Source organism: Actinotignum timonense (assembly GCF_030216305.1).
Lineage (GTDB): Bacteria > Actinomycetota > Actinomycetes > Actinomycetales > Actinomycetaceae > Actinotignum > Actinotignum timonense_A.
Window position 1 is genome coordinate 1 of record NZ_JASOKT010000022.1, and the last position, 20373, is coordinate 20373.

Here is a 20373-nt window from a genome sequence, read left to right on the forward strand (position 1 = left end):
CGTAGCAAAAACCACCCGGCTACGTAGCAAAAACCACCCGGCTACGTAGCAAAAACCACCCGGCTACGTAGCAAAAAACTACCCGGCAAAAAAGCAAGCGGCCCGGCGGCTTGTGACAAGCTGCCGGGCGCGCCCAGGATTAGAAACTACCGCTGCCAGCGGGAGCCTTGCGGGCTTCATCTGGTAGCTGGAGAGGCTTGGCCTGGCGGTAATCCCAGCGCACCCGCGTTTCGGTGGGTAGGCCCTGGAAGTAGGCCGGAGCCACGATGGCCATTCCCCGCACCTCGTACGTTTTCTTATCGATGCGCACCTGCAGGTTCGCGGAATCGTCCAGTTCCAAACCGGGGGATGCCCCCTGCATTTCCTGCGCCATCGCACCGGAGAGCGGGCCAACAATAAGGTAGTTCTCCGCGTCCTCAAAGACTTGGGTGCTATCAATATCCGGGAAAATATCTTCCCCGCGGTAGGAGCCGGGCGAGGTGGGAGCATCCCCGGAATCCATGATATCGGCCATGCTTTCCTCGGTTTTACTCCAGATGCCGGCCATATTGGTATACACCGTGACGGTATCCGGCTTCGGGCTTTCCCCGATCCAGATCGCGGTGGATATCTTACTGGGCATACCTTCCGCTTCCGCCCCGGGAATCCCGGAGGCGTCAATATCCATCTGCATGGCCATGAGGCGGGTGCCGGAATCCACATCGATATCAATATCGATCGTGGCAACCCCGGGGCCGGTGCCGGGCACGTCCGCGGAAATCTCCATGGACATATCAAGCCCCAGGGAGGTGCCGAAGAAATCCTGCGAGCTTTTCGCAATAACCTCATCCTGTTTGGCGATGGCGCGCTTAATAATCTCACGGGCCTGAGCGTTATCAGCCACCGGCGTGAATTGCCCGGTTTTCGAGATGCTTTCGTCAAAGAGAGGAGCGCCGCCCGAGCCGCCCTGGCCGTGCCCTTCGCTCATCAACGGGCCGGGCTTAGCTTCCGGGGTGACCAGCGCATTATTCGCGCACCCGCTCAGGATCAGGGCACCGGCGGCTACCACCGCGAGAGGTTTCCACATCTTCGTCATCGCTGCTCCACTTCTTGGGGTTTCCCGCACCCGGGCCTGGGGTGGCGAATCGTTTATTGCGCTTACGTGTACCACTGTACAAGGCCGACGGCGCCAGCGAAACACGGGCCTCGGTGGCCCGCGGGTAAATATGGCGCTTCCCCATGGTCGGGGCGGGCGCGCCGGTAGACTGGGAGAGTGACAGATTCTTCCCAGTCTTGTGATTCTCGTGATGATATCAGCGCGCCCGCGGACGAGGCCGTGCCTGCCGTTGATGCTGCGCCTACCGCAGGCGCTGGCGATCCCGCCGTGCTCGCGGATGAGGCCGCTGAGCTGCCCGCGCACCGCATTCCAGAACCGGGCGGCTCGCCCTACGGTGAAAAACGCACGGTCGGGGTGGGGCCGCACCCGCTGCCTTGGCCGGACGACCCCCGCCTGGACCCGCAGCTTTTAGCGGAAGGTGACCACCGTAACGTCGTCGACGCATATCGTTATTGGAGCGTGGAAGCGATCAAGGCCGATATGGCAAGCCGGGCGGTCAGCGCCCATATCGCCATTGAGAATCTCCAGCACGACCTCAATATCGGGTCGATTGTGCGCAGCGCCAATGCCTTTAATTTCGGTGGCGTGCATATCGTGGGGCGGCACAAGTGGAATAAGCGCGGGGCGCTCGTCACCGACCGCTACCTCACGATGTACTACCATCCCACCCCGGCTGACCTGGAAGAATGGGCGCGCGAGCATAAGTACCAGCTCATCGCCATCGATAACCAGGAGGGCGCGGTGCCCCTGGAGCAGTCCGAACTTCCGGAGAATTGCCTGCTGGTTTTCGGGCAGGAATCCGCTGGGATCTCCCCCGATTTGCTTGAGCGCTGCGACGGCGCGGTGGAAATCACCCAGGATGGCTCCACCCGTTCCCTCAACGTGGCCGCGGCCGCGGCCATCGCCATGCACTGGTGGGTGACGCAGCATGCGCGTAGCGCACATCCCGACAACGCTGCCAATTGCGCTCATACTTCCAATCCCACACCCGTAACCAACCACTAACCCAGGAGGAGCACGTGGTTACCCGCCTCAATGTTGAATTGACTCGCACCGTTGATGAGTCGTACCCGCTGCTTATCGGCACCGATCTGGCCGGCGAGCTACCCGGCGTGCTGGAAGCGGCCGGGCTAGGCCGCTCCCGGGTGGCGGTTATTACCGATAGCACCGTCAATGAACTCATTGGCGCGCAGGTCATGGAGGTGCTCAGCGGCGCCGCGCAATCGCAGAGCGCGCAATCCCGCTCCCCGCAGCTCTTCGTTTTCCCGGCCGGGGAAGAAAACAAAACCCGCGCCACCAAAGAACAGCTGGAAGACGCCATGCTCGCCGCCGGCTTCAACCGCGACACCGTGGTGGTGGCCCTGGGCGGCGGGGTGGTCTCCGACCTGGCCGGTTTCGTGGCCGCTACCTTCACCCGCGGCGTCCCGTATATCACCATGACGACGACGCTCGTGGGCGCGGCGGATGCCGCCATCGGAGGTAAAACCGCGGTGGATACCCCGGCCGCCACCAACCTCATCGGGGCATTCCACCAGCCGCGCGCCGTCCTCATCGACGTGGCGCGCTGGGCAACGCTCACCGACTCACAACTGCGCGACGGCATGGGCGAAACCGTCAAGCACGCCTGCCTGGCCGACCACAACTTCTTCGAGACCCTGGAAGAACACTTCGTGCAGCGCGGTCGGGGTGTGCGGGAGATGGTGGGCGATACCGAACTCAGCGGCTATATCGCCCGCCGCAATGCGGAAATCAAGGTGGAGGTGGTGCAATCCGATGTGCACGAAGGCAACCGCCGCATGGCCCTCAACCTCGGCCACACCATCGGGCGGGCCCTGGAGGCCGCGCTGGATTACGCTCTCCCGCACGGGGAATGCGTAGCGATTGGGCTGAATCTGCAATGCCGGCTCGGGCTGCGCTACGGCTACCTCACCGCGGAGGACGCCCAGCGGGTGGATACCCTGCTGCGCGCCATCGGCCTGCCCACCGAGCTACCCGCCGGGGCGAGCGTGGCGGATATTATGCGTGCCATGGGCCACGATAAAAAATCGCTGGGCGGAGCCATTCGTTTTGTTTTCCAGCGCGGCATTGGCGCGATGGAAACCTTCGCGGGCGGCAGTTACGCGCGCGAGATCCCCAGCGCTGAGGTACGCGAATTCCTGGAGGCTCAGCCGCGCCAGGAGCTCACGGCCTAGTGTTTTAGCGCAGCAGCACTTCGATTTCGACCTCGACAGGGGCGTCCAGCGGGAGCACGCTCACGCCGACGGCTGAGCGCGTATGTGCGCCGTCGCCGCCAAAAATCTCCCCGAAAAGTTCGCTGGCACCGTTCGCGACCTGGGGTTGTGCGGTGAAACTCGGGTCGGACGCCACAAAAACGGTGACGTGCGAAATGCTGAGGATATTATCGACGCCGCCCGCAACCTCCGCGGCCGCCGCGAGGGCGTTAATCCCGGCGATACGCGCGTAAGAATAGCCGTCCTCCGCGGTGATCTCCGCGCCGAGCTTCCCGGTGGCCGGCAGCTGGCCGTCCACGAAAGGCAGCTGCCCGGAGGTTCGCACCGTATCCCCGTGCCGCTTGGCGGGAATATAAGCTGCAACAGGAGCGGCAACCGGGGGAAGGGTGATACCCAGGCTGGTCAAACGGGTGCTGATAGTGTCCATGCGTAGGCCTCTCGCGGAATCGTTGAGTGTGAGCGCGCGGAATACCGCGCCTGGTCATAGGTTAGCGCGAAGGTTACGGCTGCGCGAAGTTGCGGCGTCTCTGGTGGAACGACGGCGCAGCCAGCTGCCCGCGGGCTACATTTCCGGTGGGCGTGCTTAGCCGTCCCCCTCGCGCAGGGAGCGGGCCAGGGGGTCGCGCCCCTCAAAAATGCGACGCCTCCAATTGCGTTCTTCCGGGTGGCGGCGCAGCAGGGCGCGGCGTTCGCGTTCCGTCATCCCGCCCCACACCCCGAACATCATTTCCGCGTCCAGCGAATCAGCCAGGCAGTGCAGGCGCACCGGGCAGCGAAAACAAATTGAGCGGGCCTGGCGCTGGGCGGCGCCGCGCACGAAAAGAGAATCGGGATCGATATCGGTGCAGGCGGCAGCATCTGCCCAGTGCGGATACAGGGCTAGTGTTGTGGTCATCTATCCCCCTCACTCCGGCGTGGTGGTGTTAAACGGTACAGTTCTTTACTGTTTTACGATCATAATATTAGCGTTTTATGACGTGCGCTACTTTGGTCCGCCTTGTGGAGAGGTGGAGCTTGGGTAAGCCTGGGGAAGCGCGGGGAACCCCGGGGAAGCGTATGTCTCGTTTCTTTCGCCGCGCCGGGTCAGTATTCTTAGGGGTATGTCGAGTTCTAGCCCGAAAAAACAAGCGACCGGACGCCAAATCGGAACGTTCGTGCTGGCGCTGATCCTGGCTCTGTGCGGCGGGGGCGCCCTCATGGCCGGGATTGCGCTGCCTTTCGTTATGACGATGGGAACCACGGCCAATGCGGTGACCGGTATTTTCGACGACGTGCCGGAGGACTTAGGCTTTACCGAACCTTCGGAGCAGACGGTTCTGCTGGCCAAAGACGGATCGGTGCTGGCCCGGTTCTATATTGAAAACCGGATCAACGTGCGCTCCGATCAGATCTCGCAGCATATGAAAAACGCCGTCGTAGCAATTGAGGATAGGCGTTTTTACGAGCACCACGGCATTGACGTGCAGGGTACCGTCAGCGCGCTGGTCTCCAATCTCACCTCGGGCGGGCTTTCGGGCGGTTCGTCCATCACCCAGCAGTACGTGAAAAATGCGCTCCTGGAAGAGGGGCGTATCGCTGATGATAATGAGAAAATCAAGCGGGCTACCGAACAGACCATCGCGCGTAAAATCAACGAAGCTCGCTACGCTATCGCCGTTGAAAAAACGATGACGAAAGATGAGATTCTCACCGGCTATCTCAATCTTGCGCAATTCGGCCCCTCGCAATACGGGGTGGAAACTGCCGCGCAGCGCTACTTCTCCAAGTCCGCGAAGGATTTGACGGTGGTGGAAGCGGCCACCATGGCCGGGATCACCCAGAATCCGGCCCAATGGGATCCGGTACGCCATCCGGAAGCGAATACCGAGCGCCGCAATGTGGTGTTGGGCGAAATGTACCGCTCCGGTTTCATTACCGAAGCGGAAATGAAGGAAGCTCAGGCCACTCCGATTGAATCGTATATGCACGTTTCCGAGCAATCGGCCGGCTGCGGTTCGGTGGGTATTAGCGCCTACTTCTGCGAGTACGTGGTCAAGGATTTGCTCAATGACAAGGCGCTAGGTGCCACCCGCGCCGAGCGTACCCGCCAGCTCTACCGCGGCGGCAAAGTCATCCGCACCACCCTGGATTCGGCACGCCAGCAGCACGCCTATGACTCGGTGGTTTATCACCAGCCCGTGGATGACGCTTCCGGAATTGATGCCGCGCTGGTATCGGTGGAGCCGGGGAGCGGGCATATTGTTTCGATGGTGCAAAATACCCGCTTCGGGGTTCCGAATGAAACGGATACCCGCATGACGCAGGTGAACGTCACGGCACCGCAGGATATGGGTGGCGGTGCCGGCTTCCAGTCCGGATCAACATTCAAGATATTTACCCTGGTGGAATGGCTGGATTCCGGGCGCAGTGCCTATGACGTGGTGGATAGTAGCGAAGGCTTGCTGCCACAGAGCTCATTCCAGGCTTCGTGTACGAATCTGGCGGGTGAACCCTGGCCGGTGGGGAACCTGGGGCAATCCAACCGCCCGCGCACGGTGCTAGAAGGTACTCGCATGTCCACTAACGGCACCTTCGCGCATATGGCCCAGAAGCTGGATCTGTGCCAGATCGCGAATAAAGCCCAGGCTATGGGCGTGGAGCGCGGGGATCACGAGCCCTTTACTATTGTTCCCCCGATGATTCTGGGTACGAATAACGTCACCCCGCTTTCCATGGCGACGGCCGGAGCTACCCTCGCCAATGACGGTATTCGTTGCGATCCGATGTCCTATACCTCCATCGAAGAACACGATGGCACGGTTATTTCCGAACGCAAACCGCAGTGCCAGCAGGCTATTTCCAAGGAAACTGCGCGCAAAACGAATGCGGTGCTTCAGCACGTGGTAGAACCCGGGGCGACCGGTGAGAAAGCGGCGCTGCGTGGGCGCCAGGTGGCCGGGAAAACCGGTACCTCCGATAAGGACTGGCACGCGTGGTTTATGGGTTACACCCCGCAGCTTGCCACTGTGACCTGGCAGGGCCACATGGAAGGCAATATTTCCATGTTCGACGCCGTTATTAAGGGTCAGTGGCACTCGGAAGTCTACGGTGGGCTATTCCCCGCGATGATGTTCTCTGATTATATGAACGCTGCGTTGGCCGGTCAGCCGGCGGTGCCCTTCCCGCAGCCCACCACCCCGATGCGGCGCCCGGCACCCGCCACGCGGGAGCCGGCCACGCCCTCGCCATCTCCCACGCCCGCGCCGGCGCCCGCGCAACCCGCGCCGGGGGAGCAGGGCGCGGTTCCGCCCGAGGCCGTTCACGAAGGCGAGAGCAACGAAGAATACGAAGAAGTCGAGGTCGTGGAAGAGTAGCCGATGCTGCGCGGCCTGGGCTTCACGGCTAGGGCTGCGCGGCGTGAAACCCTGGCCGTGTGTGCTAGGCGGGCCGGGTTATCAGGGCCGGTGGCATTCCAGAAACCGTAGGACGCGCGAAAAGGAAGGCGGATACCGTGAGCGAAGCTGATAAGCACCGAGTCCCGCGCACCGCGCTCAAGGCCCTGGGTGCCGGCGTGGCAGCGGGCGCGGCCGCGGGCGCCGGGTGCCTGGGTTGGGCGCTGCACGAAGCACACCGCTACACCCTGCGCGAGCGGGTGCTGGTGCTGCCGCAAGTTGCGAGCACGGCCGGTGAGCTGCGCATTCTCCACCTCTCGGATATGCACCTGCTGCGCCGCCACCGGGCCAAGCGGCAATTCTTGAGCGACCTCGCCGAGCGCTGCCGCCCGGATCTCGTAGTCCTGACGGGCGACCATCTGTCCGAAGCGCGCGCCGTCGGCCCTCTCCTCGAGGCGCTGGCGCCGCTCGCTGATATTCCGGGGCTTTTCGTGTACGGCTCGAATGATTATTTCGCGCCGGTGCTCAAGAATCCCTTGCGCTACGTGGCGCCGGGGCTCTTCCCGCCGCTCGCCGAGAAGGACGAACCGGATTTGCCCTGGGAGGAAATGACCGCCGGGCTGGAAGCTTTCGGCTGGATCGATCTCAATAATCGACGGGCGCGGCTGCGCGCGGCGGCCTGGGACATCGACGCGGTCGGCATGGACGACCCGCATATCGGCCGGGCCCGGATGCCCCGGCCCGGCGAGGTTACCGATACCGTGGGAGGCGCCGCGGCCCCGGATGAAAGTGCGGGCGCGGAACGTGAGCGGCGCACGAACGCTGGGCGTGGGTATCTGCGTCTCGGCGTCGTGCACGCACCGTATTGCGCCGCTCTCAACGCCTTAATGAACGACGGCGCAGTTCTGACGCTGGCCGGCCACACCCACGGAGGGCAGCTGGCGGTGCCCGGATTCGGCGCTTTGACCACGAATTGTGATCTCCCGCTGCGCTATGATTCCGGGCTTTTCGATTGGCCTTGTGGTGATGAGGTCGGTACTGAGCGGGGCGCGGGTGACGCGGGCGCGGGCCGCGCTGCGGGAGGCGACCGGGCCGAGGAGCGCCTGCCCCTGCGCGGTGATGGCGTGCGCGTGCTCCGCGGCGGTATGGCGGTGAATGTGTCTGCTGGCCTGGGGACGTCGCCGTATACGCCGGTCAGGTTCCTCCGGCCACCCGAAGCGATTGTGCTGCGGGTGCGCGGCGGCGCGGAGTGAACGTGCTGATCGGATAGGCGCTGGGCGGGGCGCGGGTGACGCGGGGAAGTTCCCGCGGGTAAGGTGTCCCGCTGACCTGTGAGGCGCATAGCGTACTGGCCTGGTTGTACGCCAGATCACTAGATCGGATTTAGCTTTTTCCGCTGCGGAGGGCTATTATTATTGAGTTGCCAAAGCACGGGGTATGGCGCAGCTTGGTAGCGCGCTTCGTTCGGGACGAAGAGGCCGTGGGTTCAAATCCCGCTACCCCGACCATGTGATGTCCCGCGTCATAGGTCCGCCTGTGACGCGGGATTTTCTCATATCTCGGTGACACTCACCGCGAAGCGATCCGGAGAAACCCCCGTCACAAGAGCGATTATCAGGGCTTACCTGGAAGAGCGGCCGCAGGATGGCCGGCTGGGAGGCATTCCGTACGTCGGGTAGGTCAACACTCCCGCAGCCCCGTAAAGAAGCGGGTTCTGGTTGCGTGTGAAGGTTTAACAGTGGGTCCGCAACAGGGTGCAAGTTCACGCACTATTTTGGCCGGATTTCTGTTATGGACTTGCACTACGCGACCGCAATGGTTCCCAATTTGCATCCTGCGGCATTCCTTCGGCGCTCAGCTTTTCCGGCTGGCGGAGGCGGGGCCGGGTTGTTTTTCCGAGGTGTACTGCAGATGTTGTACATGCGAAGTACAGCTCCGACAACACATGCCCCCTCGCCAGGTGCTGGTGTGACTGTTGAGGTTCATGATGGCCGATAGCTGCGCCGTCGTACCAAACCGTAAGGAAACGGGCCCGGAAGGCACGCGAACGCGGGCGGTCGGAACCCAAGACAGGGCCCAACCACCCGCGTCACGCGTTAAACGTGAGTATAAAACGTAGAGACTAGTGGGCGCGGCGCTGCAAGCGGCCAATCTCCAGGAGCAGTACGGCGCGACCTTCGAGCCGAATCCACCCGCGGGAAACGAAATCAGCGAGAGACTTATTGACCGTTTCGCGCGAAGCTCCCACCAGATGCGCGAGTTCTTCCTGCGTGAGATCGTGCGCAACGTACATGCCTTCGGGGGTGCGCTCACCGAAACGATTGGCTAGGTCGAGCAGCGCCTTCGCCACGCGGCCGGGAACATCGGAGAACACCAGGTCGGCAAGATTCTCATTGGTATTGCGCAGGCGACGCGCCATTTCACGGAGCATCGACATGGCGAGCGCGGGGTGCTCTTCGATGAAATTCTTCATATCGCGATGCGCGAGGGAAAGCAGATGCGTCGGCGCGATAGCGGTGACCGTGGAAGAACGAGCCCCCAGGTCAAAGAGCGAAAGTTCTCCGATGATTTCCCCGGGGCCGAGCACGGCGAGCAGGTTTTCACGCCCGTCGTCAGACGTGTGACTGAGCTTCACCTTGCCGTCGGTAACAATATAAAGGCGATCACCCTGGTCGCCTTCGTGGAAAAGCGACTCGCCCCGCTTAAGGGACGTGTCGCTCATCATCGCGCCGAGAGCGGCGAGACTTTCCTCATCCATGTCCTTGAAAAGGGGCACGGTTCGTAAAACGCTGGTATCCATCTCTAGCCTTCCTCCGATGTATTCAGAATATTCCTGAAGTAGTCTCATGTCACATTTTGCCATTATTCACGGAAAATGTCTCATACCTGGGCTGTATATGTCTAGCGGCGGCCTAGCGCCGTGCGGACCTTTCAAGCTGGGAAAGGAAATCCAGCACGATATTCGTAAATTCACGCGGGGACTCTTCGGGGATAAAATGCCCGGCGCCCGGCACGGCGATGAGCCGGTAGGAGCCGGTGGCGAAAGAACGGTCATCCGCCCAGGCCCGTTCATTAATCATGCGATCAGCCAGGCCGCGCACCGCCCAGACAGGTGCGTCCACGGGAGTGGAGAGGATATCGCGCCAGGCCTTCCCGGAGGGGCGGCGCCGCCACGTGGCGGTCCAGCGTAATTGTTCAACGGCGCTCGCCGCGGCTTCCGGGAGCCGCATCGCAGCGGCGTACTGTTCGGACTCCTCCGCCGCGCCGTGGCTGTGCGGGGCGGACCATTCCAGGAGCAAACGGCGCATATTGCGCACATCCCCGAGCGCGCGCGGGGAGCGATTCCCCAACCGCGAGGTGAGTAAACCGAGCAGGCCGCGCGGGCGGATACCACGCCCAAAATGCCGCAGCCCGAGCGGGTGTGGGCTGGCCACCGTCACGAGTCCGGTAATAATATCGGGGGCCATCGCCGCCGCCGCCCACCCGAGGGCCACATTGGAGCCGGCCGCCACGATCACCGCCGAGCTTGCTCCCAGGGATTCGGTGAGCGAAATAAGATCCTGGGCGAGTTCCGGCCCGGATTGCACCGACGGAGTTTTATCGCTTCCACCCACCCCGCGCAGGTCGACGGCGGCAACTTCGTAACCGGCCTGCGCCACGGGTTCGATCTGGTGGCGCCAGGCGTACCAGTATTCCGGGTAACTATGCACGAACAGCACCAGCGGGGTGCGAGTCGAGTGACTCCCGGCATAGGCCAGGTGGAATTGCGCACCGTTGGCGGTCACGAGACGATGCTCCCACGGCCCGGGGATCCAGACGCAGGAATTATCGGCGGGAAGTGAGCTCATGCGATACCTTGTTACGCTCCGGTTTTTATTCGTCGCCCTCGGGGAGGCGGTATTCGCGCACCGTGAAAGCCCGGGCGCGCCGCGAACCGAGGGAGCGTGCCCCGTGCGCCGCGAAGCCAATAGTCGCGAGGATCGCGCCCAGCACGATGAACCCGCCGAAAGCAAGATCGTAGGCGAAATGGTGCACGATATTATCCGTAATCGGCTTGTAGCCGCCGATAAGCGAATCCACCCAGTGCACCCCGCGCAGCGCCACAGCGGGAAACGCGAGCCCCACGAAACCGGCGAGCACCAGAGCGCAGCCCCACAGCTGCGCCCCCAGGGAGGAGAGCCGCGCGAGCAGTGCAATAACGACGAGCAGGGCGACGCCGCCGGCCATTTCCACCAGCGCCGCCACATTGACCTGGCCTGTTTCTAGCGCGAAGGGGCGAGCCAGGTGCAGGCGTGCCACCGCGTCCGAAATGAGATACCAGATCAGTGGAAGCAGGAGCAACGTGACCACCGAGGTCCAGATATGGGTCCAGACCCGGCCCTTCGGAGCGTCGGGAATTGGCTCCACTTCCGCGATGTCTCCCCAGGTGCGCTGATCTTCCAGGCTTTCCTCACGTACGGCCGGAAAGACCGGGCCGTCGAACGCCGCGGCGGGGGCTGCGGTGGGCGCTGTTGCCGGTTCTGCGGCGGGTGCACCGAGCTCACCGGCCTGCGGGTAGAGCGCGGTTGCGGTTGCTTCCCCGGAGGCGTACGGGTCTGTGTTGGTGGTGGCGTAGGGATCAACAGCCGCGGTGGCGCTGGATTCCGGGCCTGCGGGCGCTGCGGGAACGGTTGCGGTTACGCCGGCTGCCTGCGCGAGGTTCGCGTATTCGCGATCCGGAGCGGGGGAGGTTCCCGTGTGGTAGCCATCATCGAAAGCGCCTGCCGCCAGCGATTCAGAAACGGAACGACGACGCGGCGCGGCTGGCTCCGGGGTGGATTCTTCCGGTGCGAGTGCTTCCGGAGTGGTGGTCCCGGTGGATTCCCCGAGGGAGGCGGCGGGAGTAGCGGTACCGGCGGATTCCGCACCGGCTGGCTGTTCAGCCTCGCCTTGTTCCGGAGCGGGCTGAGCCGGAGCCGGTTGGTCCGTGGATTCGGGCGTGAGCTCGGGCTGGTGCGCGGATTCGCCTTCGGGTTCGTTCACGGCGGTGCTTGCCGGAGCGGAATCACTCAGAGGGGAGGGCTCGCTAGCGGCTTCCGCAGCGGGGGGAGCCGGCGGGAAGGGAGCGGCGTCGTCGTTCGAAAAAACGGGGGCGGGAGCGGGAGGCTGCGCGGTGGGGAGGTAAGCGGTTTCTTGGTCCGCGAGATGGTCCTCGGCAATGGGCTCGAGAATATCGTCATCATCCAGTGGCCGGCGCGACGCGGTATTGTACGGGTCATTTGGCGTAGACATGGGTCCTCCCTTGATAGTTCTTTCTCAAAGATATGCCAGAAATCACGCGGATGTGGAGAATTTCGGCGGTGTGCCATAAACCGGGCGGTGTGTCACAACGTGGGTGGTGCGGTGCACACCGGGGTGGCCGCCGGCGCGAGCGGTGTGCCGTAAGCCGGCGGTGTGACGCAAATCGGGCGTACGTATCCACAGAACCGTTCGTGTAGGGGCTTATCCACAGCGGCGCACCACCCGGCCGCGGAGGTGTGCGAGGCGCGGCAAGCTCGGGGTATGACTTCTTCTCGTGTTTTGTCTCCTGGTGTTTCGGCTGCTGGTGCTGCTGTTTCCGGCGGTGCTTCGCCCGCGCCCCTCATCTCCGCGGTCCCGCGCGAGCTCGTCTCCCTCATCTGCGAGCATGAGGAGGTTGTGCGGGAGGTGGAGGCGGTCACGGAGCTGGCCGGAATACAGGTGGCGCGCGGCTCACCGGAGGTAGCTGCGCCGCCGGCCGTTCTCGAATTGGAGGAACTGCCTGCGGCCCTGCCCACGGTTCGCGCGCGTTTCCACCCGGTGTTGGCCAGCTATTTTCCGCGCGGATCGGTGGTCCTGGAACTCCCGCGCCAAGCCGAAGATCTCCTCGAGCTTGTGCTGGCGGCCGGGCAAACTCGGCGCGGGCGCATTATCGGGCTTGCCGGGGTGCGCGGCGGACTCGGGGTATCGATGATCACAGCCTGGCTCGCCTCGCTGAGCATTACTCGTACCGCCGTGGTGGATGCGGATCCGCTTTCGGCCGGGCTTGAAATTCTCATGGGTTTCCGGGATAAACGCGGGGTGCGCTGGGCGGATATTGCCCAGGCGGAGGGCACGCTGATCCCGCAGCGGCTCCGGGCGGCCCTGCCCTCGCGCGGGCAGCTGAGCTTGCTGAGCGCGGACGTTCGCGGCGGAGCGCCACCGAACGGAGAGTCGGTGCCGCACGCCATTGACGCGCTCTCCCAAGCGAACGACACCACCTATGTGGATCTTCCGCGCAGCTCCTTGCTGCCGGGCACCGGGCCGGCCAGCTGGCGGGCCTGGTGCGATGCGGTGGTCCTCGTGACTGGGGTAACCGACCGCGATGCTCAGGCCATCCCCAGAATCCTGCGCGACCTGGGGGAGAACACGCCCGTGGTCATCGCGGCGCGATGCTCCCACAAAGTCGAGGCGCAGGCCTTCGGTGTGGATATTGGCCAGGAGGTGTTCCCGGTGCGGCGCCTGCGCGGAATGGATGAAGACCTCTCCCACGGCGTTGCGGTGGGTGAGCAGCGCCGCTCCGTTGCGGCGCGTGATATCACGCAGCTCGCCGCGCATCTCGATGCGGTACTGGCAGGCGGGTAAGGGGTGGATATATGGATAGCCCGCGCGAATTAGGTGTGCTTCGGGCCCGCGGGGTTTTAGCCGGTGCCCGCGGAAAACTGGCCGGTGCCCGCGCGGATGAGATACGCAACCGCGGGGGTGTGGCCGGGACCCGCGCGGGTGTGGCCCGCAACCGCGGTGACCTGGCCCGTACCCGCAGGGAATTAGCCCGCGGCGTCAGTGTGCCCAAGGTGCTCTCCGCGGTGGCGCCCCACGCGATAGAAATCAAACATGTGCTGGGAGCGGCCCGCGATATTAACGCGGTGGCCCGCGGCTGGGGCCCGCACCTGCGGCGCGTGATTGAGGACCCTACCGTCACCGATATTTTAATCAACGGTGGCACCGGGGTATGGCTGGATCGCGGAACCGGACTGGAACGTGACGAAGCCTTGAGCGCCCTGCTTTCCGACGCGGGGGAGGTGCGCGCACTCGCGGTGCGTTTAGCTGCCAGCGCCGGCCAACGTTTGGACGACGCCGCCCCTATCGCCGACGGCACCTTCTCCAATGGAACGCGCCTGCACGCGGTCCTCGCCCCACTGGCCGCAGAAGGTGCCGCTATCTCACTGCGTACCCAACGGGCCCGCACTTTCACGCTCGCCGAGCTCGAGGCTGCCGGCACGTTTCCTGCTGCCCTCACCCCGGTATTGACAGCCCTGGTGGAGCGGCGTGCCAATGTTATGGTGGCCGGAGCTACCGGCTCGGGGAAAACCACATTATTGGCATCCCTGCTCAGCTGCGTACCGGCCACCGAACGGCTCATCATTATTGAGGAAGCCGCGGAATTACGCCCCGCGCATCCTCATGTGCTGCACCTGCAAATCCGGCGCCCCAATGTGGAAGGCCACGGCGAAATCACCATGAGCCAATTGGTGCGGGCCGCCTTGCGGATGCGCCCGGATCGAATAGTGGTGGGGGAGTGCCGCGGTGAAGAAGTGCGGGAGGTTCTCACCGCCCTCAATACCGGGCACGAAGGCGGATGGGCCACCATCCACGCCAATTCGGCACGCGATGTTCCCGCCCGGCTCGTGGCCCTCGGGGCACTGGCCGGAATGTCTGCCGCGGTGGTTGCCGCCCAAGCGGTAGCGGCCCTCGACGCCATTATTTCCATCGAGCGCCACGGGCCGACCCGGCGCATCACCCACGTGGCTATCCTCCACAGCCGCAATGGCGAGCTTGAGGCTCTGGATGCTTTGACGATCGGGGCTGACGGCACCATCCGTGCCGGTCCCGGGTGGGCCACCCTGGGCCCGCGACTAGGGCTGGAGGGAACATGGTAATGCTGGTTATTCTCGGAATCTTGCTGAGCGTATACGCGTACGCGGGCCTGCCCCGGCGCCGAGCTCATGCAAGCCGGCCGCGGGGCCGCGCTCGTGGTACGCCACGTCGCTTGATGCGCTCGCCGGGCAGCACATCGCCCGGGCGCGGGGTGCTGCGTAGAAAAATGCGCGCTTCCCCGCCTAGTTTCGACGCCGGCCTGCTCGCGGTGGAAGTCGCGGCTCGCATTGATTCGGGTGCCGATCACCGCCGCGCCTGGCTCGCCGCACTCGCCCGTTTCCAGCCGCGTATAGAAAATGCGGCACTCGGGGGCGCACTCGGTGGCGCGGGCGATTCTAGGAGCGGGCCCGGGAGCGAACCCCGGGGCGACCCCACCGGCCAGATCGACGACGTGGGAGTTCCCGTGCTCCTGCGAGAACTATGGGAGCGGGCGCCCCGAAATCCGCGCCGCGCCCGAGGCCTCCTCGGCATCCCCGCACTTATCGCGGTATGCCGCCTCACCCACCACACCGGCGCCTCGGCCGCCCGCATCCTCGAGAACTGCGCGGCAGCGCTCTCCGAATCCAGTGATGCGCTCGGCGAGCGCCGCATCGCCCTAGCCGGCCCGCGTTCAGCCGTGAAAATGCTGGCCGCCATGCCGTTATTCGGCATGCTCCTCGGCTCATTTTTCGGAGGTAATCCCGTGACTTTCCTTGTTGGCACCCTCATCGGGCGGTGCTGCCTTGCCCTCGCGCTCATCTGCGAAGTGGCCGGGATCCTATGGATGCGCCGCCTCGTACGGAAAGCCGAACAATGGGGCTAGCCCTGTGCCTCCTGGTTCTTCTGCTCGCTTGGACGTGGAGGCCCGCCACCGGGCGCAGTGCATGCCGGCAAGATGACCTTCATCCGCCGGGCGCAGCGCATCGAGCAGAGCGGCGCCTGCCTCCCTCCGATCCGGCGTTCCTCGCCGACCTCGCGCGGGTGGCGCTCTCCTCCGGGGCTTCCCTGCCCGCCGCACTGGAAGCGGTATCTTTCGCCGTCGCCGAAGAACACGCTCACCTCGATATAGGTACGACGGCGCAGCTCCTTCTGCTGGGCGCACCTTGGGCCGAAGCATGGGAGGGAATACATCCACGCGCCCACCTGCTGCGGGAGGCCCTCCAGCCAGCCTGGGAAAACGGGGTAGCCCCGCTCGCCCTGCTTGGCACGGCAGCCCGCAGCTACCGGCGTCGTCGTTCTAGAGAAGCACGCCGGGCGGCGGCCGAACTCGGCAATAGCCTCGTCGTGCCTTTAGGGGTGTGTTTCCTACCGGCATTTATCCTCGTCGGAATCGTTCCGGCGGTAGCTGGCGCCGCCACCGGTCTTTTCCACTAAATCCGGGCGAACGTAACCGGGCGGCACCGGCCTATCCTGCCGAACCCTGCTTTATTCACTTTTATCCCCAGGTAAGCGAAACGGGATGGTTATCCACAGATGACGAGGGGTCGGATGCGGGAGGGTGCAAGGCGCGGGAGACTGACAGAGCCGGACCGAGCACGTTCCGAGCAGCCCGCAGCCCAGCCTCTGAGCGGCGGGTAGCAAGGTCCGGCACCACCCGCCAATAATCACGACACAGTTTGTTACAGATAAGAAAGGAAGCATCATGACCACAGCACTCAGCCCCGTTCGACCAGCTCTCCCCGCGCATCCGGGCGGTACCTTCCTCGAGGGGAAATGCCACCCGGAAGCGGGGATGACCACCACCGAATACGCCGTGGGAACCCTCGGCGCTTGCGCTATTGCTGGAATCCTCTACTGGCTCTCCCAGCAGGACTGGATGCGTGAACTCATCGCCGGGATTTTCCGGCGCGGACTCAATATCGCCTGACCCATATAAGCCCCGGGTGCCCCGCCGGTGCCGGTGGGGTGCTCGCGGCTCCCGAGAAAGAGAAAGACCCGTCATGATACCCAAGCAATCCCCTGAGCAATGCCAGGAGTTTCCTTCTCTCCCGCGGGGCACGGACGGCGAGGGAGCCCTGCTCGCCGGCCTGCCCGGCCAGCGGGCCCACCGGTCCCGGGAACGCCGGCGCCTGTGTGCCCAATGCCACGAGGTTATTGAGGCGCGCGGGCATATAGCAATTCCCTGTGCCTGCCGCCGCCGCGAGATCCGCTCGCGCAAGCTTTCGCGTATTTTGCGCCGGCCCTACGGCGTGGAGAACCGGGAAGCGGGCATGGTCACCGTGGAAGTGGCGCTCGGGATTGTTAGCGTGCTCATTATTGTGCTGCTCGCACTCGGGGCGCTGAGCGCCGGCGCCCAATACATCTCCTTACGCGGCGCGTCCCACGATATTGCGGTTCTTGCCGCACGCGGGGAAAGCGAGGAGGCATTGCGCGCTCGCGAACTCCCGCCCCGCGCCAAGCTGCACCTGCAACGCGCGGAAGACCACGTGAACGTGGTGGTGCGAGCCCAGGCAGTCGGCCCGCTGCGGGCCCTGGGTATCACCATGGAAGCCAGTACCTCGGTAGATCTGGAACCCGGAGTGCTCGGAACATGAGGGTCTCAGCGAGGAGCCGGGGCGCGCCCGTGCTTGGGCAGCGAACTGTGCTTGGGCAGCGGACTGCGCTCGTGCAGCAGCGTACCTCCTGGCGGGATAGCTGGCGCGAATGGCATCGGCTCTATCTACTATGCCGGAGGGAAAGCCGAGTCCGGCGCCGGGAACCGCCCAGTGCCCGGCATTGGGAGCCACTGCGCGTCCGGCACTGGAAGCCGCGCCCCGCCCGGCCCCGGGATCCACTTCGAGCCTGCGAGCGGGGAGCAGGAACGGTGCTCGCGATTGGGGTGATAGCCCTGGTGCTTGTCCTGACCGGGGCAGTGCTCACCGCGGTCACCGTGGTGATCGCGCGAATGGAGGCCCGTGCCACGGCTGACGTCATCGCTGTGCAAACCGCGGAGCGGGTGATCAACCAGGGCTGGTCGCTGGCCGACGCCTGCACCAAGAGCGAACGCAGCGCGCAGCGCAGCGGCGCCGTCGTCGAAGAATGCAGCGAAGCTGAAGAAATATTTTCGATTCGGGTACGCACCCGCGCCCGCGCGGTGCCGGTAACGGTCCGGATGACATCGCGGGCCGGGCCCATTGATCGGGGTCACGATTCCAGTTCAGCGGTCTCCAACTCATCAAGCGCGCAGCTCAAAGCGCTGAGTACCAGCACCGCGCCCTCTTTCCACAGCGGATCATTGTTATTACCGCACTTCGGCGACTGGACGCAGCGCGGGCACCCGCTCTGGCACGGGCAGCCGGCCACGGCATCGCGGGTGGCGCGGATCCACTCCCGGCCGGCCCGATACCCCCGTTCGGCACAGCCCGAACCACCGGCAGCAGCATCGTGGACAATCACGGTAGCCGCCCCGGTATCCAAGTGGTACGCGGTAGATAGCCCTCCCACATCCCACCGATCGCAGATCGCGAAGAGGGGAAGCATCCCGATGGCCGCATGCTCGGCGGCATGCAGGGCCCCGGGAACATCCGCGGCAGGGATACCGAGCGCCTCCAAATCCTGCGATGACATCGTCCACCAGGTCCCGCACGTTTCCATGCTGCGCTCGCGCGGAGTAATGGGGTGAAACCCGAGGTACATGCCATCGCGGGCTCGGCGCAGGTGGTATCCGATAACCCGGTTGAATACTTCCACATCACCCCAGGTCCAGGTCCCAAACCGGGTTGCGGTACTGGCGCGCGTACGGAGGATCTTCACGGTTGTCTCTTCCGAGGCAAAAGTCCGCAGATCATCCTTCAACCGATGCCGCACAATCGCCTCGTCGCCATCACACGTCAGCACATCGAAAGGAACACCCTGATGCACGTAGATAGCACCCGGGTACACGGTGGTATCCGCCCGCGCGGCATCCACCGTCCCCAAGATGGTTCCATCTTCCTCATCAACAATGGATACGGTGCTTGCCTCGCCGCGCAGGTCCACCAGATCATGGGCGCTAATCCCCGCATGCCCCCAGAACCACCCGCCGGGGCGGCGCCGCAAGAGCCCCTGCTCGCTCAGCTCGTCGAAAAGCGAGGTGTCAGGAAGCCCGAAAATTGCGGCATCTGCCGCGGTGAGGGGACGTTCGGCCGCGGCCGCACACAGCTGCCCGGTCAACACATTCGGATTGAGCGGATCGAAAACGCTGGCTTCCGCACCTGCGCTCAGGATCGTATCCGGATGGGCCAGAAGATACTGGTCCAGCGGATTCGAGGTTCCAATAAAGACGGCCAAACCGGAACTACCCGCCCGCCCGGCACGCCCCGCCTGCTGGTTAAAAGAGGCGGTGGTGCCCGGCCACCCGGTGAGAATAACCGCGTCCAGCCCGGAAATATCAATCCCCAATTCCAGGGCATTCGTTGTTGCCACGGCTCGCAGATCCCCCGAGCGCAGCCGCTGCTCCAGATCGCGGCGCTCCTCAGGAAGATACCCGCCGCGATAAGCCGCCACAGCCTTGGCAAGCGGATTGTGCTCCTCGCGCAAAAACTCCTGGGTCAGCTCGGCAACCCGTTCGGTTCCGGCCCGCGAACGCACAAAGGTGAGGACGCGCGCGCCTTCGGCTACGAAGCGAGCGGTGAGATCAGCCGCCTCTACCATGGCCGAACGGCGCGCGGTATCCTCCGCGGCTCCCGGTTCTTCCCCGGGAGGAACGTGGCCGGTCGCGTCGTCGTCGATAGGAGAACACTGCCACAAGGCAACGGTACGTTCGCCGCGCGGCGAGGCATCATCCGTGACCGCTTCGACGGTGCCGAAAGCTGTTCCGATAAATCTGGTGGCGGTTTCCTGCGGTGCGCCGGCGGTTGCCGACAGGAAAACAACGGTGGGGTGGGCGCCGTACAGCGCCGCGATACGCAAAATCCGGCGCACCACATGGCCCACATGCGCCCCGAACAGACCCTTATACGAATGAAATTCGTCGACGACGATCATCCGCAGCCCACGCCATATCCGCTGCCACCGGTCTTTCTGAGGCAACATCGCGTGATGCACGAAATCAGGGTTGGTCAGCACAATATCGGCGTGGTCGCGCGCGAAAGTTTTCTCCTCCGGGTCAGCATCCCCGTCCGCGGTAGCCACCGTGATTCGGGAGTCCACATCCCGGGCCAGGGCCCGCAGCGAAGTGTATTGGTCCGCCGCCAGAGCTTTGGTCGGGGAAAGATACAGCACGGTTGGTGGGGCGCTCACCCGCGCCAAACTACCCGAGCCACGCGGGCTCAGCATCTCGGTGAGCGCGGGCACCCACGCCGCCAAAGATTTACCCGAACCGGTCCCGGTCGCCACCACTGTGTGGGTACCCGCGTGAATGAGGTTCGCGGCGCGGACTTGGTGCTCCCACAGGTGCGGGACGCCGTGGCTAGCGCAGGCGTCCTTGACCTGCGGGTTGACCCACGCGGGCCACCCGGCCACCCGCGCGGGGCGGGCGTCTTGTTTGCGCAGCGCTACCAACTGTCCCGCGGTGGCGGATTCTTCAAGAAGGGAAAGGAGGCGCATATGTGTAGTGTGCCCGATGGAGCGCTGAAGGCCAAAGAGCTCGAGGTCGTAACGCTGGAAGTCGAAGCGTTGCGGGCCAAAGCAATGCGGTCTCAAGAGCTGCGGTCCAAAGCACCGAAGGCCATGGCGCCGGAAACCAAAGACCAGCGCGCTAGCCGTACAGCCAGCTCCCGCTTCTGCGCCCGGGGCTTTCCTCAACACGGCCGGGCAGTTTACTGTTATGGCATGGAGCTCTTTGTCCCGGGCGCCCCCGAGCGCCTCGCCACCACGTTACGTC

The 20373-nt window shown here is 64.3% G+C and carries 17 protein-coding genes, 1 tRNA gene and 2 pseudogenes; 13 read left to right on the forward strand and 7 right to left on the reverse strand.

Features of this window, described 5'->3' with window-relative positions:
- Nucleotides 1-139: 139 nt before the first annotated feature.
- The gene (locus QP305_RS08330; RefSeq protein WP_274734481.1) at nucleotides 140-1075 is read right to left on the reverse strand and encodes a hypothetical protein; all 936 of its coding nucleotides are present in this window, start codon (nucleotides 1073-1075) and stop codon (nucleotides 140-142) included.
- A 177-nt stretch (nucleotides 1076-1252) separates the two neighbouring features.
- Here QP305_RS08330 and QP305_RS08335 point away from each other — a divergent pair, with 177 nt between their 5' ends.
- Together QP305_RS08335 and aroB are read left to right on the forward strand one after the other, a co-directional pair.
- Nucleotides 1253-2101 (forward strand): TrmH family RNA methyltransferase, encoded by an 849-nt coding sequence (locus tag QP305_RS08335; RefSeq protein ID WP_434736390.1) that lies wholly within the window; start codon nucleotides 1253-1255, stop codon nucleotides 2099-2101.
- Between the two features lie 14 nt (nucleotides 2102-2115).
- Nucleotides 2116-3288 carry a 3-dehydroquinate synthase gene (gene aroB / locus QP305_RS08340; protein ID WP_284904889.1) on the forward strand — a complete coding sequence of 391 codons (1173 nt, stop codon included), beginning with the start codon at nucleotides 2116-2118 and terminating at the stop codon, nucleotides 3286-3288.
- 4 nt (nucleotides 3289-3292) lie between these two features.
- On the opposite strand, the gene QP305_RS08345 is transcribed toward aroB, so the two are convergent.
- Entirely contained in the window at nucleotides 3293-3754 is a 462-nt protein-coding gene (locus tag QP305_RS08345) for a RidA family protein (RefSeq protein WP_284904890.1), read from the reverse strand.
- 156 nt (nucleotides 3755-3910) lie between these two features.
- On the reverse strand, nucleotides 3911-4222 hold the full coding sequence (locus tag QP305_RS08350) for a WhiB family transcriptional regulator (RefSeq protein ID WP_284904891.1): 312 nt from the start codon (nucleotides 4220-4222) through the stop codon (nucleotides 3911-3913).
- A 205-nt stretch (nucleotides 4223-4427) separates the two neighbouring features.
- Here QP305_RS08350 and QP305_RS08355 point away from each other — a divergent pair, with 205 nt between their 5' ends.
- The 3 genes from QP305_RS08355 to QP305_RS08365 all read left to right on the forward strand — a co-directional run bounded on the left by QP305_RS08355 (nucleotide 4428) and on the right by QP305_RS08365 (nucleotide 8206).
- Nucleotides 4428-6680, forward strand: a complete 2253-nt coding sequence (locus QP305_RS08355) for a transglycosylase domain-containing protein (RefSeq protein WP_284904892.1) — start codon at nucleotides 4428-4430, stop codon at nucleotides 6678-6680.
- Nucleotides 6681-6817: 137 nt separating this feature from the next.
- Nucleotides 6818-7951, forward strand: a complete 1134-nt coding sequence (locus QP305_RS08360; protein ID WP_284904893.1) for a metallophosphoesterase — start codon at nucleotides 6818-6820, stop codon at nucleotides 7949-7951.
- A gap of 178 nt (nucleotides 7952-8129) precedes the next feature.
- A tRNA-Pro gene (locus tag QP305_RS08365) sits at nucleotides 8130-8206 on the forward strand.
- Nucleotides 8207-8820: 614 nt separating this feature from the next.
- On the opposite strand, the gene QP305_RS08370 is transcribed toward QP305_RS08365, so the two are convergent.
- From QP305_RS08370 to QP305_RS08380, 3 genes are all read right to left on the reverse strand, one after another.
- Entirely contained in the window at nucleotides 8821-9498 is a 678-nt protein-coding gene (locus tag QP305_RS08370) for a Crp/Fnr family transcriptional regulator (RefSeq protein WP_126135964.1), read from the reverse strand.
- 112 nt (nucleotides 9499-9610) lie between these two features.
- A complete protein-coding gene (locus QP305_RS08375) occupies nucleotides 9611-10546 on the reverse strand; it encodes an alpha/beta fold hydrolase (RefSeq protein ID WP_274734361.1) in 936 nt (311 codons plus the stop codon).
- Nucleotides 10547-10571: 25 nt separating this feature from the next.
- Entirely contained in the window at nucleotides 10572-11969 is a 1398-nt protein-coding gene (locus tag QP305_RS08380) for a hypothetical protein (RefSeq protein WP_274734362.1), read from the reverse strand.
- A gap of 270 nt (nucleotides 11970-12239) precedes the next feature.
- On the opposite strand from QP305_RS08380, the gene QP305_RS08385 reads away from it, so the two are divergent.
- The 7 genes and pseudogenes from QP305_RS08385 to QP305_RS08725 all read left to right on the forward strand — a co-directional run.
- Complete coding sequence (locus tag QP305_RS08385; protein WP_284904894.1) at nucleotides 12240-13319, forward strand: hypothetical protein; 1080 nt, start codon at nucleotides 12240-12242, stop codon at nucleotides 13317-13319.
- 11 nt (nucleotides 13320-13330) lie between these two features.
- The gene (locus QP305_RS08390) at nucleotides 13331-14614 is read left to right on the forward strand and encodes a TadA family conjugal transfer-associated ATPase (protein WP_284904895.1); all 1284 of its coding nucleotides are present in this window, start codon (nucleotides 13331-13333) and stop codon (nucleotides 14612-14614) included.
- A 164-nt stretch (nucleotides 14615-14778) separates the two neighbouring features.
- On the forward strand, nucleotides 14779-15414 hold the full coding sequence (locus QP305_RS08395; protein WP_284904896.1) for a type II secretion system F family protein: 636 nt from the start codon (nucleotides 14779-14781) through the stop codon (nucleotides 15412-15414).
- Nucleotides 15405-15965, forward strand: coding sequence for a type II secretion system F family protein (locus tag QP305_RS08400; RefSeq protein ID WP_284904897.1), 561 nt, complete (start codon nucleotides 15405-15407; stop codon nucleotides 15963-15965). Before QP305_RS08395 ends, QP305_RS08400 begins: the two co-directional genes overlap by 10 nt.
- 268 nt (nucleotides 15966-16233) lie before the next feature.
- On the forward strand, nucleotides 16234-16458 hold the full coding sequence (locus QP305_RS08405) for a DUF4244 domain-containing protein (protein WP_284904898.1): 225 nt from the start codon (nucleotides 16234-16236) through the stop codon (nucleotides 16456-16458).
- A 73-nt stretch (nucleotides 16459-16531) separates the two neighbouring features.
- Nucleotides 16532-17125, forward strand: a complete 594-nt coding sequence (locus tag QP305_RS08410; RefSeq protein ID WP_284904899.1) for a TadE family type IV pilus minor pilin — start codon at nucleotides 16532-16534, stop codon at nucleotides 17123-17125.
- Nucleotides 17122-17691 (forward strand): annotated as a pseudogene (locus QP305_RS08725) (flp pilus-assembly TadE/G-like family protein); the annotation flags it as partial. The gene QP305_RS08410 and the pseudogene QP305_RS08725, both read left to right, overlap by 4 nt.
- A 23-nt stretch (nucleotides 17692-17714) precedes the next feature.
- On the opposite strand, the gene QP305_RS08415 reads toward QP305_RS08725, so the two are convergent.
- On the reverse strand, nucleotides 17715-20096 hold the full coding sequence (locus QP305_RS08415) for a DEAD/DEAH box helicase (RefSeq protein WP_284904900.1): 2382 nt from the start codon (nucleotides 20094-20096) through the stop codon (nucleotides 17715-17717).
- Here QP305_RS08415 and QP305_RS08420 point away from each other — a divergent pair.
- Nucleotides 20097-20373, forward strand: a pseudogene (locus QP305_RS08420) (hypothetical protein); the annotation flags it as partial. It lies immediately after the preceding gene.